Here is a 17073-nt window from a genome sequence, read left to right on the forward strand (position 1 = left end):
GAGCCGGACTTCTCCGAGAAGCTCGAGCTGGACCTGTCCACGGTCGTTCCGTCCACCCGGCGGGACGCCGGGGACGGGCCGGGCGGGTGGGGCCAGAGGGCGCGGGGCGGGCGCCCGCGCCTCCCGCCCCGCCACGCCCAAGCCCGGCGCAGCGCCGAGGCCACCCGACGGGTCGGCCGCACGGGCGGATCCCACCCGACGCGACAGCGCACGAACGGGCCGTCGGTCGACCGGGCCGGTCGTACGGGCGAGCCCGCGACCGGCAGGACGGCCTTACGGGGGACCCCGTCCGACGGACCAGCCGACGGACCGGCCTACGGACCGGCCCTACGAGCGGGCCGGCGACCGGCCGGGTCGTCGTACACGCCGGCCGCACCGGCACGACGGCCGTGCGGCGGGACGGGCCGTGTCAGAACAGCTTGCCCGGGTTCAGCAGCCCCAGCGGGTCGAAGACCTGCTTGATCGCCCGCTGCATCTGCACGCCCACGGGGCCGATCTCGCGCGCCAGCCACTCCTTCTTCAGCACGCCCACGCCGTGCTCGCCGGTGATGGTGCCGCCGAGCCGGAGGCCGAGGGCCATGATCTCGTCGAAGGACTCCCGGGCGCGCCGCGACTCGTCCTCGTCCCGGGCGTCGAAGCAGACGGTGGGGTGCGTGTTGCCGTCGCCGGCGTGCGCGCAGACGCCGATGGTGAGCCCGTACTTCTCGGCGATCCGCTCGATCCCGTCGAGCATCTCGCCGAGTGCGGAGCGCGGCACGCACACGTCGTCGATCATCGTCGTACCCCTGACGGCCTCCAGCGCGGGCAGCGACAGCCGCCGGGCCTGCAGCAGCAGTTCGGACTCGGCGGCGTCCTCGGCCGGGACGACCTGCGTGGCGCCGGCCGCCTCGCAGAGGGCGCCGACCGCGGCGAGGTCGGCGGCCGGGTCTGGGGTGTCGAAGGCGGCCAGCAGGAGGGCCTCGGTGGTCTCCGGCAGGCCCATGTGCGCCAGGTCGTTGACCGCCTTGACCGTCGTACGGTCCATCAGCTCCAGCAGCGACGGCACGTGGCCCCCCGCCATGATCCGGCAGATCGCGTCGCAGGCGGCGGCCGCGGAGGGGAACTCGGCGGCCAGCACCAGCTGCTGCGGTGGCTGCGGCTTCAGCGCGAGGACCGCCCGGACGACGATGCCGAGCGAGCCCTCGGAGCCCACGAAGAGGCGGGTGAGGTCGTACCCGGCGACGCCCTTGGCGGTGCGGCGGCCGGTGGACAGCAGGCGCCCGTCGGCGAGGACGACGTCGAGGCCGAGGACGTACTCGGCCGTGACCCCGTACTTCACGCAGCACAGGCCGCCGGAGGCGGTGCCGATGTTGCCGCCGATGGTGCACGTCTCCCAGCTGGAGGGGTCCGGCGGGTAGTACAGGCCGTGCTCGTTCACCGCGCGGGAGAGCGCGGCGTTGACCACGCCCGGCTCCACGACCGCGATCCGGTCGACCGGGTTGATCTCCAGGATGCGGTCCATCCTGGTCAGGGACAGCACGATGCAGCCCTCGGAGGCGTTGGCCGCGCCGGACAGGCCGGTGCGGGCGCCCTGCGGGACGACGGGGACGCGCAGTGCGGTGGCGGTGCGCATGACGTGCTGCACCTGCTCCACCGTGCGCGGCAGGACGACGACGGCCGGCGCGCCCGACGGGCAGAAGCTCGCCATGTCGTTCGCGTAGGAGGCCATGACGTCGGGGTCGGTGAGGACCGCCTCGGCCGGCAGACCCGCGAGGAGCCGGCCGGTGAGGGTGCCCTGGGCTTCGGCGCCTTCTTCGGGCGGGGCTTGGATACGGCTCATGATCACAGCGTCGCACTCGGGGCCATCGGTGTGAACCCCGCCGGCCGCCCACTCCGTCTGCCGGGTGGATGTCGCCGCCCTGGCGCACAGTGAGCGGGGCGCCCGCGGAGGGCCCGGCGGCGGCACGCGGGGGCGGTGAGCCCGGGGTCACCGGGCCCACCGCCGGGGCTCACAGGTTGCCGCGCCTGGCCTGCTCCCGCTCGATCGCCTCGAAGAGCGCCTTGAAGTTGCCCTTGCCGAAGCCCATGGAGCCGTGCCGCTCGATGAGCTCGAAGAACACGGTCGGGCGGTCCTGGACCGGCTTGGTGAAGATCTGCAGCAGGTAGCCGTCCTCGTCGCGGTCGGCGAGGATCTTCAGCTCGCGCAGGGTGTCGATCGGGACGCGGGTGTCGCCGACCCACTCGCCGAGGGTGTCGTAGTACGAGTCGGGCGTGTCCAGGAACTCGACGCCGGCCGCGCGCATCGTGCGGACCGTCTGCACGATGTCGTTGGTGTTCAGCGCGATGTGCTGGACGCCCGCGCCGCCGTAGAACTCCAGGTACTCGTCGATCTGCGACTTCTTCTTGGCGACGGCGGGCTCGTTGATCGGGAACTTGACCTTGAGCGTGCCGTCGGCGACGACCTTCGACATCAGTGCGCTGTACTCGGTCGCGATGTCGTCGCCCACGAACTCCTTCATGTTCGTGAAGCCCATGACCTTGTTGTAGAACTGCACCCACTCGTTCATACGGCCGAGTTCGACGTTGCCCACGCAGTGGTCGATCGCCTGGAAGGTGCGCTGGGCCGGGGGCTCGACGATCGGCTTGGCGGCCGCGTAGCCGGGCAGGTAGGGGCCGTTGTAGCCGGAGCGGTCGACGAGGGTGTGACGGGTCTCGCCGTAGGTGGCGATCGCGGCGAGGACGACGGTGCCGTGCTCGTCCTTCACCTCGTACGGCTCGGCCACCGAGCGGGCGCCGTGCTCGAGCGCGTAGGTGTACGCGGCGCGCGCGTCGGGCACCTCGATGGCGAGGTCGACAACGCCGTCGCCGTGCTCGGCCACGTGCTGGGCGAGGAAGCGGCCCCACTCGGAGGCGGGCTTGATCACCGAGGTGAGCACGAAGCGGGCCGAGCCGCTCTCGAGCACGTAGCTCGCGGTCTCACGGCTGCCGTTCTCCGGTCCGGAGTACGCCACCAGCCGCATGCCGAAGGCGGTGGAGTAGTAGTGCGCCGCCTGCTTGGCGTTGCCCACGGCGAAGACGACCGCGTCCATTCCCTTGACCGGGAAGGGATCGGCCTGCCGGGCGGTCACATCGGGAGTGTGCTCTGTGGTCTGCGTCATGGCGGAAGCGTCACCCTGACCTGCAAGGTGCGCAATAGTTTGCGTTTTCACTGGGCAACATGTCCGGTGAGAGCCGCGTTCCGAGGGGCTCTCTGTACAGGATGACCAGCTGGGGAGGCTGCCGTGGCGATCGATCAGCTGGACGGCCGCATCATCGTGCTGCTGGCCCGCGAGCCGCGCATCGGGGTGCTGGAGATGTCGCGGCGGCTGGGCGTCGCGCGGGGCACGGTGCAGGCGCGTCTGGACCGGCTCCAGTCGAACGGAGTGGTCCGCGGCTTTGGTCCGGAAGTGGACCCGGCTGCGCTCGGCTACCCGGTCACGGCGTTCGCGACGCTGCAGATCCGGCAGGGGCAGGGGGCGGACGTGCGGGCCCATCTGGCGACCGTGCCGGAGGTGCTGGAACTGCACACCACCACGGGCACCGGCGACATGCTGTGCCGGCTGGTGGCTCGCTCGAATGCCGATCTTCAGCGTGTGATCGACCGGGTTGTCGGTTTTGATGGGATCGTCCGGGCCTCGACGGCGATCGTGATGGAGAATCCCGTTCCGCTGCGGATCATCCCGCTGGTGGAGCAGGCCGCAGAGGACCGGGCTGCCAACCAGGGCCGGCCGACGGGGTGAGCGCGCGTGACATGGTGGGAGGACCCGGGAGCACGCCCTGCCGTCACCTCGGCCACCGCCCGGGTCCGGCCCGCCGCACCCCGGCCGGCCGTCGCACCGGCCACCACCCGGGTCCGTCCCCCGGCATCACGACCGGCCGTGGCACCGGCCACCGCCCGGATGGCCCCCGCCACATCACGCCCGACCGCCCCCGCCCCCTCCACCACGGCCCGGATCCGCCCCGCCGCACCGCGGCCGACCGCCGCACCGCGGCCGACCGTCGCGCCGGTCACCGACCGCGTCCGTTCACCCTCCGCGCGGGAGGTCCGGCGGAAGCTGACGCTGCTGCCGACGGCGCTCGTCGTCGTCCTCATGGCCACCTGGTCGTGGTTCCGGCTGATGCCCCCGGACGCCGTCTCCCGGAAGCTCCTCGCGCACGACCGGGCGGCCGTGGCGCTGTGGTGGCACATCGGGCTCGCCGTCGGGTGCACCGCCCTCGCGCTGGTCGTCGCGGTGCCGCCGGCCGTCGCGCTGACGCGCGGGGCCCAACGGCGGTCGGCACGCCTGCCGAAGGCGGTGGCCGCCGCCCACCTGGCCGCGGCCCTGCTCGGGCTGCTCGCCCTGCTGGTGTTCCGGCTCGGCGGCGACGCGTGCGCGGTCGCGGCCGTGGTCACCGTCTGCGCCGCCCTGCCGGTGCTGCCCCGCGCGGTCACCGGCCTGCGCGGGGTGGATCCCGTGCTGCTCACGGCGGCACGGGGCGGCGGCATGCCGCCGCCCGCGGTCCTGGGCCGGGCGGAACTGCCGGCCGCCGCCCCGCTGGTCCTGGCCGGCGTCCGAGGGTCGCTGGCCGTGGCCGTCGGGGCGACGGCCGTGGCGGGTCTCGCCGGAGGTGAGGGCCTGGGCGCTCTGATCGCCACCGGGATCGAGGCGCGACGGCTGCCGGTGCCGGCGCTGGGCACGGTCCTGGTCCTGTGCCTGGCCCTGATGCTGGACTGGCTGGCGTCGCTGCCCCTGATGCTGGGCCGGCCGGCGTCGCCGCCCCTGCTGCCGGTGCGGCCGCCGAGCCGGTGGCGCCTGACCGCGCGGCGCCGGCGGTGCCGAGCGGTGGCTGCCGGGGACCGGCGTCCGCGGGTCAGCAGCGCGGGACGGTGCCCTTGCCCTTCTCCAGCGCCACCAGCGAGTCGACCGCGCCCTTCAGCGTGGTGACCGGGACCAGCCGCAGCCCCTTCGGCAGTTCCGCCCTGGCGTCGGCGCACTCGGCCTTCGGCACCAGGAACACCGTCGCCCCGTCCCGGCGGGCGGCCTGCGTCTTGAGGGCCACGCCGCCCACCGCGCCGACCCTGCCGTCGGCGCCGATGGTGCCCGTACCGGCGACGGTGCGGCCGCCGGTGAGGTCGCCGCCGCTGCCGTCGCCGTGGAGCTTGTCGACGATGCCGAGGGAGAACAGCAGGCCGGCGCTGGGACCGCCGACGTCGGCGAGCTTGAGAGCGACCTTCACCTTCTTGGCGTCGAGGTCCAGGTACGACAGGGCCGCCCGGGTCGCCGCGTCCTGGGACTGCCTCATCTGCGCGGCGTTGTGCTGCTCGATCTCCTTGACGTCGCCGCCGCTCGGGTAGACGGCGTCGCGCGGCATGACGGCCCGGTCGGTGGCGAACCAGCCGTCGACGATGTCGCCGAGCGAGACGGACGTGTCCGGCCCGGTCGCCTCGATCGTCGTCATCCGCAGCTGTCCGCTCGTCCTCCGCGTCGGCGCGCCGGAAATCGTGATCACCTGCGTGCCCTTGTTCTCGCCGAGGACGTTCGCCGTCATGCCGGGCTGCGCCACCGAGAACGGCAGCGGCGCGAACACCGCCACGGCGACGAGGGCGACGACGGGCAGAGCGCAGACGGCGACGGCCTGTGGGCGCGGGAGGCGAGAGAACACGGGGTCAATCTACGCGACGACGTGGTCCGGCCTCCTGCCGGTGGGCCGTCTCAGCGCAGCGCCTCCGCGACCTCCCGTGCCGCGTCCACGACCCGCGGGCCCACCCGTTCCGGGACGCAGTCCGTGAGCATGACGACCCCGACGCTGCCCTCCACGCCGGTCACCCCGATCAGCGGTGCGGCGGCACCGCTGGCCCCGGCCTCCAGCTCCCCGTGCGTGAGCGTGTATCCGGGGTCCGCCGCCGGCCGCTGCCGGGCCGACAGTATGGCCTTGCCCGCGGCCCCCCGGTCCAGCGGATGACGGAAACCGGCCCGGTAGGCGACGTGGTAGTCCGTCCAGGTGGGCTCGACGACGGCGACCGCGAGGGCCTCCGCCCCGTCCACCAGGGTCAGATGGGCCGTGGCACCGATGTCCTCGGCCAGCGACCGCAGCGCCGGCAGCGCCGCCTCCCGCACGAGCGGGTGCACCTGGCGGCCCAGGCGCAGCACCCCCAGCCCGACCCGGGCACGCCCGCCCAGGTCACGGCGTACGAGCGCGTGCTGCTCCAACGTGGCGAGCAGCCGGTACACCACCGTCCGGTTGACGCCCAGTTTCTGGGACAACTCGGTGACGGTCAGCCCGTGGTCCGTGTCGGCGAGCAGTTTGAGGACCTTCAGGCCCCGGTCGAGCGTCTGGGAGGTCTCCGCGGTCACGACGCCCACTCCTTCGGTGGATGAAGTCGGCGGGCCCTCGTCGCGGCGGATGCGTCACCGAGTCCCGTCGGTGACGCGCGTCAGAGGCCACCGATCGGCCGGCGGTCCGGACGGCCCGGACTCGGTCGCTTCACGGCTGCGCTCCGCGGCGGCGCTGCCACGGGCCGTGTGCGTAGCGGGACAGTAGCGAAGCCGGTTCGCTGAGCGGAAGAGTCCGTCCAGAATCCGGTCGCCGATCAGGTGGGCCTGCCGGCGTTCGTCCCGATACGTACTCCGACCTGCGAGGGCCCGCCCCAGGAGCGTGCGGGCGTGCGGCGCCCCCGGGGCGGGCGTCACCGCATCCGGGTCGCCCACTCCTGCACCTTGGCGATCCGCTGGCGCAGCTGCCCGGCCGTGGCCTCGGCGCTGGGCGGGCCGCCGCACACGCGGCGCAGCTCGGTGTGGATCACACCGTGCGGCTTGCCGCTCTGGTGTACGTAGGCGCCGACCATGGTGTTCAGCCGGCGGCGCAGCTCCAGCAGTTCCTTGTGGCTCACCACCGGGCGCCGCTCGGCGGGCAGTTCGAGCAGGTCGGCCTCGGTGTCCGGCTTCTTGCGGCTGTGCGCGATCTGCCGGGCCTGCCGCTTCTGCAGCAGCAGCTGCACCTGGTCGGGTTCCAGCAGGCCGGGGATGCCGAGGTAGTCCTGTTCCTCCTCGCTGCCCGGATGGGCCTGCATGCCGAACTCGGCGCCGTCGTACAGGACGCGGTCGAAGACGGCGTCGGACTCCAGCGCCTCGAAGGGCAGCATGTCCTGCTCGCCGGTGTCCTCGTCCTGCTCCCGGTTCGCCTCCTCCATCTCCTTCTCGGACTCGGCGTACGGGTCCTCCTCGCCCTCCTTCTTCGGCTTGTCCAGGGCGTGGTCCCGTTCCACCTCCATCTCGTTGGCGAAGGTGAGCAGGTCCGGGACGGTCGGCAGGAACACGGAGGCGGTCTCGCCGCGCCGCCGGGACCGCACGAAGCGGCCGACGGCCTGGGCGAAGAACAGCGGGGTGGAGATGGTGGTGGCGTAGACGCCGACCGCGAGGCGCGGGACGTCGACGCCCTCGGACACCATGCGCACCGCGACCATCCACCGGTCGTCACCGGCGCTGAACTCGTCGATCCGCTTCGAGGCGCCGACGTCGTCGGAGAGGACGAGCGTCGCGCTGCTGCCGGTGATCTCACGGATCAGCTTGGCGTAGGCGCGCGCGGAGTCCTGGTCGGAGGCGATGACGAGGGCGCCGGCGTCCGGGATGGCCTTGCGGACCTCGGTCAGCCGCTGGTCGGCGGCGCGCAGCACGGCGGGCATCCAGTCGCCGCGCGGGTCGAGCGCGGTGCGCCAGGCCTGGCTGACGGCGTCCTTGGTCATGGGCTCGCCGAGCCTGGCGGCGACCTCGTCGCCCGCCTTGGTACGCCAGCGCATGTTGCCGCTGTAGGAGAGGAAGATGACGGGGCGCACGACGCCGTCGGAGAGGGCGGAGCCGTAGCCGTAGGTGTAGTCGGCGGCGGAGCGGCGGATGCCGTCCTGGCCCTCCTCGTACGTGACGAAGGGGATGGGGTTGGTGTCCGACCGGAAGGGCGTGCCGGTGAGCGCGAGGCGGCGGGTGGCGGGCTCGAAGGCCTCCAGGCACGCCTCGCCCCAGGACTTGCTGTCACCTGCGTGGTGGATCTCGTCGAGGATGACGAGGGTCTTGCGCTGCTCGACGCGGTTGCGGTGCAGCATGGGGCGCACGCCGACACCGGCGTAGGTGACGGCGACCCCGTCGTACTCCCGGCTGAGCGGGCCCGCGCTGTACTCGGGGTCCAGCTTGATCCCCACCCGCGCGGCCGCCTCCGCCCACTGCTTCTTCAGGTGCTCGGTCGGCGCGACGACGGTGACCTGCTGCACGACGTGGTGGTGCAGCAGCCAGGACGCGAGCGTCAGAGCGAAGGTCGTCTTGCCGGCGCCGGGGGTGGCGACGGCGAGGAAGTCGCGGGGCTGCTCCTGGATGTACTTCTCCATCGCGCCCTGCTGCCAGGCCCGCAGCTTGCTGGCGGTGCCCCAGGGCGCGCGGCCCGGGAAGGCGGGCGAGAGGTGGTGCGAATGGGACGAGCTGGCGGCGGTGGTAGTCACGGTCTCCGTCGGGTGGGTCGAGCGGCTCGGCTACGTATGACGACCGGGCCACCCTACCGGCGGCCCGGCGGCGCCCCTGCGCGAACGGCACGGGGTCACCCGAGGATGGGACCCAGCTCACACACCCCGCGCCGCGAGCGCCCGCAAGGGCCCGCCGATCACCTCGGCCCCGCCCGGCGCACCCGTCGCCACGGTGGCGACCGGGCGGGGCCGGAGGCGTCGCGCTCGCGGAAGCGCGTCACTCACGAAGGGGGCTGCACCCGCCTCGTCACCCACGCCCCCGCCAGCGCCACCCCCGCCATCGGCAGGAACACCGCGGCGAAGGCCGCCGGGTGGGACCCGGTGCCGGCCGTCGCGGCGGAGTGGGCCACGGTGCCGCCGCCCAGGGCCACGAAGGCGGCACCGCCGGCGGCCAGCAGCACGACGTTGGAGAGCGCGTCGGAGATCTGCAGGGCCGCCGAGTTGGCCCCGGCCTCCTCGGGGGCGGAGAGGCGCAGCAGGAGCACGCTCGTGGACGAGATGACCAGGCCCATGCCGAAGCAGCCGAAGCCCCAGGCGACGGCGACCGTCCAGACGGGGACGGCGGGGAGGAGCACGCTGGGCGCGACGGCGATGGCCGCCGCCACCAGCACCATGCCCACGGTCGTCAGCCGTTCCCGGAGGTGCGCCGTCGCCGGCCGGGACTGGACCCAGGAGCCGAGCGCCCAGGTGACGCCGCCCGCGGCCAGCGAGAAGCCGGCCAGGGTCGGCGACAGGCCCCGCTGGGTGACGAGCATCAGCGGTACGAAGGACTCGGCGGCGACGAAGGAGCCCGCGGCCACCCCGCGCAGCAGCACCACGGACGGCAGCCCGCGCGCCGCCCGGTAGGTGCCGCGGGGTAGCAGCCCGCGCACGGCCGGCACGAGCAGCGCGGCCCCCGCGGCGCCGGGGAGCAGCGAGACCCACCGCAGGTCCTGCGCCGCGTACTGCAGCAGTCCGGCGCCCAGGGAGATGCCGAGCGCGAGCCGGATGCGGCGCAGGTCGAGGGAGGCCTGCCCGGCCCCGTCCCGCACCGGGCCCGCCGCCCGCCGTCGTATCTGTGGCAGTGCGAGGGCGAGCGGGAGGACGACCAGCACCGGGATGCCGACGAAGACCCAGCGCCAGCCGAGGTGCTCGGTCACCGCGCCGGCGGCCAGCGGGCCGACGATCGACGGGACGACCCAGCCCGCCGCGAACGCCGCCATGATCGAGGGCCGCAGCCGCTCGGGGTAGGCGCGGCCGACGACGACGTACAGGGCGACGATCACCAGTCCGCCGCCGAGGCCCTGCACGGCCCGCCCCACGATGAACACCCACATGGCGCCGGCCGTCCCGGCCAGCAGCAGGCCCGCCGCGAACGCGCCGATCCCCGTGGTCAGCGCGCCCAGCGGTCCGCGCCGGTCGGACCACTGCCCGGCGAGCACCATCCCGAACAGGCTCGTCGTGAAGAACCCCGAGAACGCGAACGCGTACAGCGGCACCCCGTCCAGCTCCCGCGCGGCGACCGGCATCGCCGTGCCGACCGCGGTCGCCTCGAAGGCGATGAGCAGGACGACGGTGACGATGCCGATACTGAGCGCCCGGTAGGACCTGCTCAGCACGGTTTCGGCGGCCTCGTCCGTCACGGAGGACGGGCCGGGGGTGTCCGCGACGCCGGTGTCGCGCGATTCGAGGGCGGTCATGGTCGCCAGAGTAAGGTGCACGTCCGACACTGACACCTGTCGGGAGAAGGGCGCGGGCCGGGACCTTGGTCGTACGACCCGTCCCTGGCCGCCCGCTTCGTGAACGGCGTGTGGCAGTCGCGTTGCGGGACCGGCGGGTTCCCTTGAGTACCGGACGGCCCGCGCCTACGGTCGAGTCACCGAGTCCGGACGCGCTCCACCGGCGGCACGGCAGGCGGGCCCACCCCGCCACGGCCGCGCCGGCGGCCCGGACCGGCCGACGGCCGTGTGCCCGAGTGGTTGAGGGACTCGCCTGCAAAGCGAGTTACGCGGGTTCGATTCCCGCCACGGCCTCCACCTGGCCCCGACCAGGCAGAACGGAAGGGCGGCACCCTCTCGGGGTGCCGCCCTTCCGTTCGTCCGCAGCGGCTCGGCCGGCACCGGTGGGCCGTGAAACTCACGCAAGCGACCGTCGACGACCTGCCGGCCCGACTCGGCCGGGGGACGGCTGCATGTGCCTGCCCAGCGACCTGGATCCGCAGGCTCCGACCGACCTGCCCACCCTGCCCACCCCTTGCCTGACCTATCGAAACTCGATAGATTCTGATCGTAACTCGATGGAAGGATGGGTCATGGGAAAGCTGACGGTGGGTGCGCTGCGCGCCGTGCTCATGGTGATGCTCGCCGGCACCGTGTTCGTACAGGCCGGGATGGTGTGGGCGTTGGTCAGCGGGAGCGATCCGGAGGACGGATCGCTCCCGTTGACCCCGCTGCGGGTGATCACGATCCTGGGCATGGTCTCGGTCCAGGTCGCCGTGGTCTGCGTATGGCGGTTGGTGTCGATGGTGCGACGCGGAACCGTGTTCTCCCACGCCGCCTTCCGGTACGTGGACATCGTGATCGGCGCGATCGTCGCGGCTGCCCTCGTGTGGTTCGCGGTCACGGCCGTCAACGCACCGGGCCAGCGGGACGACCCGGGCGTCACCCTCATCATGGGCGGGATCGGCGTGGCCATCCTCGGGGTCGCGCTCATCGTGCTCGTGCTGCGGATGCTGCTCGCCCAGGCCGTCGCGCGCGACGTCGAAGCGGCGCAGATGCAGGCCGAGCTGGACGAGGTGATCTGATGCCGATCGTCGTCGACATCGACGTGATGCTGGCCCGGCGGAAGATGTCCGTGGGCGACCTCGCGGACCGGGTAGGGATCACGCCCGCCAACCTGGCGGTACTCAAGAACGGCCGCGCCAAGGCGGTGCGCTTCACCACGCTCGCCGCCCTCTGCGAGGTGCTCGAATGCCAGCCGGGCGACCTGCTGCGCTGGGAGACCGAGGACACCGCGGGCGAATGAACCGCGCCTGCCGACGACGCTGATCAGAGGTCCGACCACTGCCCGGCCGGGCGCAATGCCCGGCCGTTCGCGGGCGGCAGGTCTGCATAACGCGGCTGCGCGAGAACGGCTCCCGACCTCGGGGCCGGCACGCGTCGACACGTGTGTGGGGGCACGTGACGATCACTGCATACGTACGGGTCCGAACGTCAGCGGACGATCACGGATCACGCCCTGACCAGCCCAGACGAACCTGCAAAGCGAGTTACGCGGGTTCGATTCCCGCCACGGCCTCTAACTAAGAGCCCGCGCAGATAGGCGGCGTGGAAAGTAGGTGGGCACATGCCCCAGTGATCATGTAGTTGCGACGCTCTGTAACCACTGGCGAGACGTGTGCCAGTCCTGTGTTTCAGGTCGCCTGCCTGGCCAGCCTGTGCAGGGTCCGCGCGGCAGGTGATCCGGGGTCGGCCGTGATCAGGACGACTTCCTGGTCATCCTCGGGCACGAGCAGGACGTCACAGTTCAACCGCAGCGTGCCGGTCTCCGGGTGATCGAGGATCTTGGTGCGGTGCCCGGGGGCGTGGACCGGACGCGTTTGCCATATCTGTCGGAACTCCACGCTGCCAGCGTGCAGTTCGGCCAGCAGAGCGGTCAGCTGCGGGTCATGCGGGTAGCGGTCGGCGGCCCGTCGCAGCCGCGCCACCACAATGTGCCCGAACTCCTCAGCGCTGGAGCTCTCGTACATCCGCCCCTGGCCAAGGAAGCGGCGCCGGGCCAGGTTCGTCCTCCCGCCTCCGAGATCGCCGCCGAGCAGTGCCTGGGCCAGGGGGTTCCAGGCGACGACGCCGTACGCCGCGTCAGTGACGATGGCACCGGTCTCCGGCAACCGCTCCAGCATCCGGGCCACATGCGGGCGTACCCACCGCACGGCGCTGATGCCGGGCGGCGCGCTCGATCCCGCCAGGCGGAACAGGTGGCTGCGCTCGGCCGGCGTGAGCCGTAGTGCCTGGGCCAACGCGTCCAGGATTCGAGTGGACGGCCGCGGCCCCCGGGCCTGCTCCAGCCGCGTGTAGTAGTCGACCGACATGTGGGCGAGTTCCGCCACCTCTTCGCGGCGCAGGCCCGGTGTCCGGCGATCGGCGCCCGTCGCCGTCAGGCCGATCTCGTGTGGACGCAGGCCCGCCCGGCGGTCCCGCAGGAAGCGGGCCAGCTCCTGCCGTGCCATGCCGCTTCCTCCCACTGCCTGGTACAGGTTGTCCCTGGCAGGGCGCCCACAGCCAGGGAACGGTAGTTGCCATGAACGATCGCACAGCTCTTGTCACCGGTGCCAACAAGGGCATCGGCAAGCACATCGCCCGGCTCCTCGCCGCCGCGGGCCTCACCGTGTACGTGGGCTCTCGCGACCGCGGGCTCGGACAGCGAGCCGTCGAGGAGATCGGCGCAGGCGCCCGCCTGCTGGTCCTCGACGTGACAGATCTTGACGGCATCGCACGGGCCGCGACCCAGGTGGACCGTCTGGACGTGCTGGTCAACAACGCCGGGATCTCACCGTCACTCGCCCCGCCGGCCGACACGAGCGTCGAGGAGTTCCGGCGCACATACGAGACCAACGTCTTCGGGGTGGTGGCGGTGACCAATGCCTTCCTGCCCGCCCTGCGCCGGTCCCCGAATCCGCGCATCGTCAACATCTCCAGCGGCACCGCATCGCTGACCTGGAGCACGAACCCCAACCCCCAGTTCACCCCGGGAAGCGGTGGCACCGCCGCCTACCGGTCGTCCAAGGCCGCCCTCAACGCCCTCACCGTCCTTTACGCCCAGACGCTGGCCGAGGACGGCTTCAAGGTCAACGCGCTCGCCCCCGGCCTGCGGGCCACCGACCTCAACCCCCTGGCCGCCGCTGCCGGCGACGACCCGGCCGAGGCCGCCCAGGGAGCCGCCCGCCTGGCCCTGCTGCCAGACGACGGCCCCACCGGTGGCTTCTTCTCCTGGGACGGAACGCCCGTGCCCTGGTGAGCGGCGCTGAGATCCCAGACGACGGCACTGACTCGCACGCCCCAAAAAGCGTATTCCCAGAGCGGCGGTCCTCCTCGGGCCGAAGCGTGCTTGGCAGCAGCGCAAGGAGGCTGCGCAGACAGGTGCGCGCTCATGGGCAGCGGTTCGGGCGGTCGTCCCACCAGTGGGTCGTCCAGGCCCGGCGGATCAGGCTACGGACGGCGATGACGGTGTCGGCGAGGTCGAAGAAGGCGTGGATGACGGTCGCGCGGCGCTCGTGGCAGCGGGCGAGGCGGTGGAAGGAGTTCTGCCAGGCGTGGGTGCGTTCGACGTGCCACCGCTGGCTCGCCTGGATCGGTGCCTTCTCGCCCTTGTGCGCGATGCGGCCATGCAGGCCGCGGGTGGTGAGTTCGGTGCGGGTCTTGTCCGAGTCGTAGCCGGCATCCAGGTGCACGGTGATGTCGTCGGGCAGCGGTCCCAGGTCCGCCAGCCGGTCCAGGGTCGGAGCCACTAGCGGGGAGTCGTGGCGGTTCGCTCCGGCGAGAACCCTGCCGAGCGGGATCCCGTAACCATCCGTCATACCGGAGCGTTTCAGGGGATTGGTCCCACAGCGGGTCGGTCAGCCATGAAGGAAGAACGGGCACAGGTCTCCCAGTGGTCACAGCGCGTCGCGACTCCATGATCACCCAGACCTGGCCTGCCTCGATGCCGGGGCCCCATGCTGCCTATCTGCGCGAGCTCTAACTAAAGGACTATCCCGTAACTGCTGGTCCTGCGTCGCCAAGCCCCGCGCCGGCTTGCGAGCGCCAGGGTCGTCACTGGGTATCGATGCGTAGATCCCGTATGTACCAGTCGAGCCGTGTCCCGTCCGCGCCGTGTGTGTGCTTGTCGAGGGTAAAGCCCGCCCGACGGGCGACTGCGGAAGACGCGGTGTTCTCCGGCTCTACCCGGATCACAGCCTGCTTCGCCCCTTCACTCGTCGCATATCGGGAGACCAAGAGGACCGCGCGGGTGGCCAGGCCGCGCCCTCTCCATGACGGGTGGAGGCCGTAGGCGACATTCACCTGGCCGGGAGACAAGCCCTCTGCTGTGAAGCGCAGGTCGATCGTCCCCGCGAGCGCCTCGTCGATACCCACCCGGATGCCGAAAGCGCGGAGTGGGCCGGCCGCGTCCCACTGTTCCAGGCAGTGCCGTATGTAGGCTTCGACGCCCTCGCGTGTGCCGGGACCGCCGCTGAGCCAGCGCACCAGCTGCTCATCCTCCCCCGCGAGGTGTGCCTCCGCATCGTCCAGGCGTAGCGGGGACAGAGTGACGATCCCGTCGGCCAGCTGCACTTCATGCATCCGGCGATTCTTGACGCCTGAGCTACGTTGCGCCATCGGATTCTGCGGGACGTCGCGCAGGGCCCCACCACATGCCCAGCGACCTGGATCCGCAGGCTCTGCCCGACCTGCTCGCCGACAGGTACGGCGTCCCGCGCACCCTCGTCCTCGGTTCACTGACTCCTGCCGACACGGGCCAAGCGGCACCTCTGGTCGGGGACACGGGTGTGGGACGTCCTGTGGCTGGCCCACACCGGCCTTCTACTCCTTCACGAACGAGCCCTGGCCCAGCACGGTGCGGAGCCGTCCCTCTTCTCGCAGCGCGGCCACCGCCTTCTGCACCGTCGAGGGAGCCACGTCCAGTTCGGCCGCCAGCTCGTTGACGGCAGGAAACCTCTCCCCCGGCTTGTACTTCCCCGCGTCCAGTCGGCGGCGCAGTTCATCCGCTACCTGGGGCCAGACAGGCACCGAACGGTCAAGATCCATGCATCGAGCATCCGCGTATCTTCGTGATCTCGCGACCGCGTATACGCGAATACGCGTATGCTGTCGGAGCCCAGCAGCAAGACCCGCCCGCAACCGAAGGACCCCCGCGACAGCGGCGAACTGTCCGGGGGCGTGGCCGATCACCCAAGGAGTGACCGACAGTGCGAACCCTACTGGCCCCCATCCTTTCGTGGCTCCTGCCCGGTCCAGGCAAGCGCCGAGTCCAGCGTATTCCCGCGGGTTCACCGACACGGCGGCTGATCATCGCATCGGCTGGTGTGGGGCTTCTCGCTCACCGCCGCCGCCCCCGCTCGCCCGAGTACCTGCGCGGCGAGGACGCGCTGCTCGTACGGCCCTACGTCATCGCCCATGAGCGGGAGCAGGAGCGACGACGGCAACGGGAGCGGCGACGTGCCGCCGTGCTCGGAGCCCTTGGACAGGACTACCCGGCGGGAGTGACAGCGTGAGCACCCAGCCCGAGGGCACGCCGACCTACCTCCGGCTCCTGCCGTGGAGTGGCCTCGAGGGCAGGCCCGCGCACCTCGTGACGGACGGCACGGCCACTCCCCTGTCTCTTTTGGCCGACAGGATCGAGGAACAGCAGATCCAGACGGCGATCGTGATCCTGGGCCTCGCCAAGCCGATGATCGAGGGCACGGCGAGTCTCACGACCGGTGAACTCCGCTGGGTCTGCCGCCGTCTCGTCGAGAGCCTGACGGACGTTCTGAACGTCTGCGAGAGCCGGGGCCGGCGCATCCCGCCGTACGACGAGCCCGACGACATCGACGGCGAGCCGTCCCAGCAGTCGTGAGAACTCGCGTCGCCTCACAGCGGGTTCACTGCGTGTCAGTGGCTGGCCTGTGCGGCACGCGCATCGGCGTCCGGCTCCGGAGGCGTGCCACCGGAGACGCGGTCACGCGCTCACGAGCGCGTGACCGCCCGCGCAGGGCTTCCGGCTCGTTCGCCGTGCAGGAGGCACAGGGTGAGGGTCAGGGTGGAGACGTCCGTGGTCAGCGGGTGGGCCGTGCCGGTGCGCTCGTCCCAGTTCCAGACGGCGCCCGTCCGGCCGTCCAGCAGGACGCCGGTGGCGCCGGCCAGGCGGCCCAGGCGTATGACGTGGTCGGCGCCGGTGACGAGGGCGGCGGGCGGTACGGCGTCCTCGCGCTCGTCCGCGCAGTACTCGGCCAGGGTCGGCAGGGCGATGTCGGTGTCCAGCCGGAACAGGCGGCCGTCGTCGGGCAGGCCCGTCTCGCGCAGGAAACGGCGGGTCGGCTCGTGCGTGAGCGTCGTCGGGAAGTCGACCTCGTCGAAGCGCGCGACGCGGCCCCGGCCGAACGCCCGGTCCAGCAGGCGGGCGGACAGCTCCAGCGTCAGCCCCGAGCGGCCCGCGCGCAGTGCCGTCCCACCGTGCGGGCCCGCCAGACGGCGCGCCCTCGCGGCGAAGTGGGCGAGCGTGCCGAGGCAGGGCGCCAGGGGGCGGGTGTCGGTCAGGCCGACGCCGGTCACCGGCCGGGGACGCGCCGCCGCGTGCCCGCCGGCGCAGGGGTCCGGGCGGGCCGGTCCGGCGGGGCCGGCCGGGGCGGCCTCGGTCGGGCCGGTCACCGCGACACAGGCGTCGGTCATGTTCATCGCTCCCCCGAGCATGAAGATCCAGAAACAGGGGCAGGACACTCCGGACGTCCGCCCTTCGGGCGCGGGCCGTCGATCCCACCGACAGGAACACTACGCGCCCCCACTGACAACGCGCCCCTGAAAAAGCCCCGTTGCCCACGTGCCGCTCGTCAC

At 72.4% G+C, this 17073-nt stretch carries 17 protein-coding genes, 1 tRNA gene and 1 pseudogene; 8 read left to right on the plus strand and 11 right to left on the minus strand.

Annotation, left to right across the window (positions count from 1 at the left end):
- Nucleotides 1–409: 409 nt before the first annotated feature.
- Both ACWDNY_RS24580 and hppD read right to left on the minus strand, forming a co-directional pair.
- Nucleotides 410–1825 carry an FAD-binding oxidoreductase gene (locus tag ACWDNY_RS24580; protein WP_451647952.1) on the minus strand — a complete coding sequence of 472 codons (1416 nt, stop codon included), beginning with the start codon at nucleotides 1823–1825 and terminating at the stop codon, nucleotides 410–412.
- Nucleotides 1826–1988: 163 nt separating this feature from the next.
- Entirely contained in the window at nucleotides 1989–3137 is a 1149-nt protein-coding gene (gene hppD / locus ACWDNY_RS24585) for a 4-hydroxyphenylpyruvate dioxygenase (protein ID WP_451647953.1), read from the minus strand.
- 123 nt (nucleotides 3138–3260) lie between these two features.
- Here hppD and ACWDNY_RS24590 point away from each other — a divergent pair, with 123 nt between their 5' ends.
- Nucleotides 3261–3758 (plus strand): Lrp/AsnC family transcriptional regulator, encoded by a 498-nt coding sequence (locus tag ACWDNY_RS24590; RefSeq protein ID WP_451647954.1) that lies wholly within the window; start codon nucleotides 3261–3263, stop codon nucleotides 3756–3758.
- A 138-nt stretch (nucleotides 3759–3896) separates the two neighbouring features.
- Nucleotides 3897–4943: an ABC transporter permease subunit gene (locus tag ACWDNY_RS24595; protein WP_451647955.1), complete on the plus strand. Its 1047-nt coding sequence runs from the start codon at nucleotides 3897–3899 to the stop codon at nucleotides 4941–4943.
- Here ACWDNY_RS24595 and ACWDNY_RS24600 read toward each other — a convergent pair.
- The 4 genes from ACWDNY_RS24600 to ACWDNY_RS24615 form a co-directional block, all read right to left on the minus strand.
- On the minus strand, nucleotides 4870–5661 hold the full coding sequence (locus ACWDNY_RS24600) for a S16 family serine protease (protein ID WP_451647956.1): 792 nt from the start codon (nucleotides 5659–5661) through the stop codon (nucleotides 4870–4872). The two genes, ACWDNY_RS24595 and ACWDNY_RS24600, sit on opposite strands and share 74 nt — an antisense overlap.
- Before the next feature lie 50 nt (nucleotides 5662–5711).
- Complete coding sequence (locus tag ACWDNY_RS24605) at nucleotides 5712–6353, minus strand: IclR family transcriptional regulator (RefSeq protein WP_451647957.1); 642 nt, start codon at nucleotides 6351–6353, stop codon at nucleotides 5712–5714.
- A 332-nt stretch (nucleotides 6354–6685) separates the two neighbouring features.
- The gene (locus tag ACWDNY_RS24610) at nucleotides 6686–8485 is read right to left on the minus strand and encodes a DEAD/DEAH box helicase (protein ID WP_451647958.1); all 1800 of its coding nucleotides are present in this window, start codon (nucleotides 8483–8485) and stop codon (nucleotides 6686–6688) included.
- A 242-nt stretch (nucleotides 8486–8727) separates the two neighbouring features.
- Nucleotides 8728–10185 carry an MFS transporter gene (locus tag ACWDNY_RS24615; RefSeq protein WP_451647959.1) on the minus strand — a complete coding sequence of 486 codons (1458 nt, stop codon included), beginning with the start codon at nucleotides 10183–10185 and terminating at the stop codon, nucleotides 8728–8730.
- 261 nt (nucleotides 10186–10446) lie between these two features.
- Here ACWDNY_RS24615 and ACWDNY_RS24620 point away from each other — a divergent pair.
- From ACWDNY_RS24620 to ACWDNY_RS24630, 3 genes are all read left to right on the plus strand, one after another.
- A tRNA-Cys gene (locus tag ACWDNY_RS24620) sits at nucleotides 10447–10521 on the plus strand.
- Nucleotides 10522–10796: 275 nt separating this feature from the next.
- A complete protein-coding gene (locus ACWDNY_RS24625) occupies nucleotides 10797–11288 on the plus strand; it encodes a DUF2975 domain-containing protein (protein ID WP_451647960.1) in 492 nt (163 codons plus the stop codon).
- Nucleotides 11288–11509, plus strand: coding sequence for a helix-turn-helix domain-containing protein (locus tag ACWDNY_RS24630; RefSeq protein WP_451647961.1), 222 nt, complete (start codon nucleotides 11288–11290; stop codon nucleotides 11507–11509). The genes ACWDNY_RS24625 and ACWDNY_RS24630 overlap by 1 nt, the downstream gene beginning before the upstream one ends.
- Before the next feature lie 388 nt (nucleotides 11510–11897).
- Here ACWDNY_RS24630 and ACWDNY_RS24635 read toward each other — a convergent pair whose 3' ends face one another.
- On the minus strand, nucleotides 11898–12713 hold the full coding sequence (locus ACWDNY_RS24635; RefSeq protein WP_451647962.1) for a helix-turn-helix transcriptional regulator: 816 nt from the start codon (nucleotides 12711–12713) through the stop codon (nucleotides 11898–11900).
- 71 nt (nucleotides 12714–12784) lie between these two features.
- On the opposite strand from ACWDNY_RS24635, the gene ACWDNY_RS24640 reads away from it, so the two are divergent.
- Nucleotides 12785–13501, plus strand: coding sequence for an SDR family oxidoreductase (locus tag ACWDNY_RS24640; RefSeq protein WP_451647963.1), 717 nt, complete (start codon nucleotides 12785–12787; stop codon nucleotides 13499–13501).
- Nucleotides 13502–13631: 130 nt separating this feature from the next.
- On the opposite strand, the pseudogene ACWDNY_RS24645 reads toward ACWDNY_RS24640, so the two are convergent.
- The 3 genes and pseudogenes from ACWDNY_RS24645 to ACWDNY_RS24655 form a co-directional block, all read right to left on the minus strand.
- Nucleotides 13632–14081: pseudogene (locus tag ACWDNY_RS24645) on the minus strand (transposase); the annotation flags it as partial.
- 214 nt (nucleotides 14082–14295) lie between these two features.
- Nucleotides 14296–14823: a GNAT family N-acetyltransferase gene (locus ACWDNY_RS24650; protein WP_451647964.1), complete on the minus strand. Its 528-nt coding sequence runs from the start codon at nucleotides 14821–14823 to the stop codon at nucleotides 14296–14298.
- Between the two features lie 240 nt (nucleotides 14824–15063).
- Entirely contained in the window at nucleotides 15064–15288 is a 225-nt protein-coding gene (locus tag ACWDNY_RS24655; RefSeq protein WP_451647965.1) for a GntR family transcriptional regulator, read from the minus strand.
- 278 nt (nucleotides 15289–15566) lie between these two features.
- Here ACWDNY_RS24655 and ACWDNY_RS24660 point away from each other — a divergent pair, with 278 nt between their 5' ends.
- Nucleotides 15567–15755 carry a hypothetical protein gene (locus tag ACWDNY_RS24660; RefSeq protein ID WP_451647966.1) on the plus strand — a complete coding sequence of 63 codons (189 nt, stop codon included), beginning with the start codon at nucleotides 15567–15569 and terminating at the stop codon, nucleotides 15753–15755.
- Nucleotides 15752–16099, plus strand: coding sequence for a hypothetical protein (locus ACWDNY_RS24665; RefSeq protein WP_451647967.1), 348 nt, complete (start codon nucleotides 15752–15754; stop codon nucleotides 16097–16099). Before ACWDNY_RS24660 ends, ACWDNY_RS24665 begins: the two co-directional genes overlap by 4 nt.
- 110 nt (nucleotides 16100–16209) lie before the next feature.
- On the opposite strand, the gene ACWDNY_RS24670 is transcribed toward ACWDNY_RS24665, so the two are convergent.
- Nucleotides 16210–16911: an SUKH-4 family immunity protein gene (locus ACWDNY_RS24670; protein ID WP_451647968.1), complete on the minus strand. Its 702-nt coding sequence runs from the start codon at nucleotides 16909–16911 to the stop codon at nucleotides 16210–16212.
- Between the last annotated feature and the right edge of the window lie 162 nt (nucleotides 16912–17073).

This window comes from Streptomyces sp. NPDC003697 (assembly GCF_053587115.1).

What these genes read in the sequence shown, in the direction of transcription:
- hppD (WP_451647953.1), bottom strand. Translation starts at nt 3,137, where the DNA reads ATGACGCAGACCACAGAGCACACTCCCGATGTGACCGCCCGGCAGGCC.
- ACWDNY_RS24615 (WP_451647959.1), bottom strand. Translation starts at nt 10,185, where the DNA reads ATGACCGCCCTCGAATCGCGCGACACCGGCGTCGCGGACACCCCCGGC.
- ACWDNY_RS24625 (WP_451647960.1), top strand. Translation starts at nt 10,797, where the DNA reads ATGGGAAAGCTGACGGTGGGTGCGCTGCGCGCCGTGCTCATGGTGATG.
- ACWDNY_RS24630 (WP_451647961.1), top strand. Translation starts at nt 11,288, where the DNA reads ATGCCGATCGTCGTCGACATCGACGTGATGCTGGCCCGGCGGAAGATG.
- ACWDNY_RS24635 (WP_451647962.1), bottom strand. Translation starts at nt 12,713, where the DNA reads ATGGCACGGCAGGAGCTGGCCCGCTTCCTGCGGGACCGCCGGGCGGGC.
- ACWDNY_RS24640 (WP_451647963.1), top strand. Translation starts at nt 12,785, where the DNA reads ATGAACGATCGCACAGCTCTTGTCACCGGTGCCAACAAGGGCATCGGC.
- ACWDNY_RS24650 (WP_451647964.1), bottom strand. Translation starts at nt 14,823, where the DNA reads ATGCATGAAGTGCAGCTGGCCGACGGGATCGTCACTCTGTCCCCGCTA.
- ACWDNY_RS24655 (WP_451647965.1), bottom strand. Translation starts at nt 15,288, where the DNA reads ATGGATCTTGACCGTTCGGTGCCTGTCTGGCCCCAGGTAGCGGATGAA.
- ACWDNY_RS24670 (WP_451647968.1), bottom strand. Translation starts at nt 16,911, where the DNA reads ATGACCGACGCCTGTGTCGCGGTGACCGGCCCGACCGAGGCCGCCCCG.